Source organism: Streptococcus sp. HMSC065E03, from assembly GCF_001815045.1.
GTDB classification, from domain to species: domain Bacteria; phylum Bacillota; class Bacilli; order Lactobacillales; family Streptococcaceae; genus Streptococcus; species Streptococcus parasanguinis_AD.
Window position 1 is genome coordinate 1 of record NZ_KV818853.1, and the last position, 2,826, is coordinate 2,826.

General features: G+C 30.1%; 2 protein-coding genes and 1 pseudogene. 2 read left to right on the plus strand and 1 reads right to left on the minus strand.

What is annotated here, in order from left to right; translation table 11 throughout:
* Positions 1-1,187 precede the first annotated feature (1,187 nt).
* Positions 1,188-1,256: pseudogene (locus HMPREF3002_RS11035) on the plus strand (peptidylprolyl isomerase); the annotation flags it as partial.
* Positions 1,257-1,500: 244 nt separating this feature from the next.
* On the opposite strand, the gene HMPREF3002_RS06650 reads toward HMPREF3002_RS11035, so the two are convergent.
* Positions 1,501-1,863, minus strand: a complete 363-nt coding sequence (locus tag HMPREF3002_RS06650) for a hypothetical protein (protein WP_049492991.1) — start codon at positions 1,861-1,863, stop codon at positions 1,501-1,503.
* 710 nt (positions 1,864-2,573) lie between these two features.
* Between HMPREF3002_RS06650 and HMPREF3002_RS06655 the strand changes: the two genes are divergently transcribed.
* The coding region (locus tag HMPREF3002_RS06655; protein ID WP_141754506.1) for a DUF1648 domain-containing protein at positions 2,574-2,826 on the plus strand (253 nt) is incomplete at its 3' end.

The window sequence follows — 2,826 nt, forward strand, 5'->3', positions numbered from 1 at the left end:
TCTTATTTTCCTATAAGTTTCACCTAAAATCATATTTATCTCCATTTACCATAAAAAATCATTAGAAAGCGTGACAGATTATGAAAAAATACTATCAAATCTTTTTATTATTATTATTTGATATTATCATTATTATTGGATTATATCAATAAAATTAATGAGTGTGTGAAAATTCAATACTAGGAGAAAATGAAATAAATATTTCCACAATAAAAAGTATGATATCAAGTTTTTTGGAAAGCCTCTGTTTGTAAATTATTTTAACTCACAGTTGATGATTCCACAAATTGAAAAGTTTTAAACTTAGCATTTAAACGCTCAATTTTAATACGTATTACAACTATCTCTATTAAACTTCTTATCCTCTACAGTCGATACATGCTTTTTAGAACTTTTTAAAGGAAAAAAGATATCTCATGAATATTCATAGTATCTAAATAACAAAAACAAGTAATTGCTCTGACAAACTTGACCTATACTTTCTTTAAAAAGAGTAAAATCATGTGTATGACCGTCTCAAAAAACTAATTGACAGGCACGAAGTGTCGTTAAATCGATTATGATTGTGTCTTTATGGTGTATATCTTTTTCCAGGATAATTCTTACTTTGGTTTCTTTTAGGACATTGAAATAGGACTTTCTGTGACATCAATAGCTATAGTGACACTTGTTAATTTTAAGTTTTCTAAGTCAAATAGACTTGAGGAATGAAGAGTGTATTCTACGAATGTTAATGTTCACTAGTCCAAGACCAAAATCAAAAAACTAGAAGATGTTGAGTTGATTAATAGCATAAATAATGCAAGTTCAGAATTAACTGTTTTTCTAGACTTAAAGTTTTTGTGCCTCCTCCTTTACAGTGTTTGGATTTATAAGTTGTATCTAGACAGGATATCTTTGTTGGGAAGGTATCCTTTTTGACACTAATAAATAATTTAAAGTTCTCAGGAGTTAGTTGCATGGTTTTTCGTAAATAGTTTTCTTAACTATAGTATAGCATAGTACAGTATTGCACTTTATTTTTTCCAATAAGTCTATTATACCCCAAGGACAGCTGGTTTTAATTTTTTCTCTGAACTGTACGATTTTGCGCCAGAAATGTAGGAATTACCTTTCGTTGTGATGTGATAAAACTTACAAATCTTTTTTGTTATTCTTGACCTAGTTTTTTAGAAAGAAGGTCTAAGATGTTAAATAAAGTCAAAACTAAAGCCTTAATTAGTGTTGGAGCAGTGGCTGCAACTAGCTTTATTCTCTGAATCTTGCATGATAAGAAGAATAAAGAAATAAAAAGAAAAATCAAAGTGTTTGTTTATCGGCAATCATCACAATTCGGTTTTTTAAAATAGGATGGTATATTTTGTTTCTTTGACCAAACTATGACCAAAATTTGAACAAAAAATAGATTTGACTTTCGGTTAATAATAAGCTTAAAAGTTTTTTGAAGGAATCTATTTAGCACAAAAAAACACCTATTCGGGAAAATAGGTGTGAATGATGTTATTTATATCCATATTGTTTTAGTGCGTTATTATATGCTTCGCTATCTTTAAGATAGTAGTCGTGCTTAACTCCACTAATATCAACAGAAAAGACCCCATCTTTAAATGAATATTCTTCTGTTCGACTTGCAATATTTTGTCCAGTTAATTCGATCGTATTCTTTTTTTTGTTAATGATAAAACTATCGGCTTCTCCATGCTCAATGGAAGCACTATCTCCTTTAATAGTAAATACCAACTCGTTTCTTTCACTTGAGATCCAATAATACTCCCCATCTAAAGATTGGTAGTTGTTTTTTGAGCAAGCAATTAACGTGATTATTGATAACGAAAGTAGTAGTATACCTATTATTTTTCTCATAATCTTTGCCTCCTTTTTCAATATAGTATACCAAAATATCATTACAGAATTAATACAATTAATGTCTGTTATAATAGAAAAATCAGATATTGTCTATTATAACAGACATTCACTAGGCTTAGTCCTGTGAAAGAAATATCTTTATTAATTTTAAAAAAAGTAGTATAATATATTTACCTGAATAGAGTAATTAGTATTGTAGGTTCGAATCCTACCCCCATCATTCGCTCTAATTACTAACTGCTTTGGCATAATTACTTCTGTTCTATTTGAAAAATTTATTGAACTCATTTTTTGGGAAAATAAAACTAACAGTAGGAGAGTGATTTTTATGTTAATTTTTTCAGGAATTCTCCTAATTACATCTAGCGTTAACGGTGGGGTAGCCAAATAGGAAAAGGCGGAGTAAAAGTTAGATGTATATTATGTGAGAGTGAAGATCGTTTTAAAAGCGATCTTTTATTTATAGTACGATTTGTAAGTAAAAGAACAAATAACAAAAAGAGGAGCTTCATACTAAAGTTCCTCTTCTTTATATATATCCGAATCATTATTTTTATTTCAAAAAAGATAGTGAAAAAGGTAGTGATTCGGTTGATTTATATTGCAATGTAGTGAAATTTAGAATTTCAAAAATCGCTTAAAATCAAGGTTTCTCACATCTATTGACGTGTAGTGAACCCCTATTTCACTTCATACTTTGAGGGTTGATGATTTGGTCACAATTGCCTAACCAAATCCCGATTCACTTTAATATTGCTGATCAGGCCGATAACTTCCAACCAAAACCCCTGGTTGTGTTTGGCCTTCCTATTCTCCTTCTCTTGGTGCATCTGTTTGTGATCTTTATGATCGGACGTGATCCTAAGAATCGCATGATGAATGAGAAAATGGTCAAAGTAAACCACTGGTTGACTCCAATCGTTTCTTTAAGTATCTCCTATCTCATCTATAGCAAGGCGC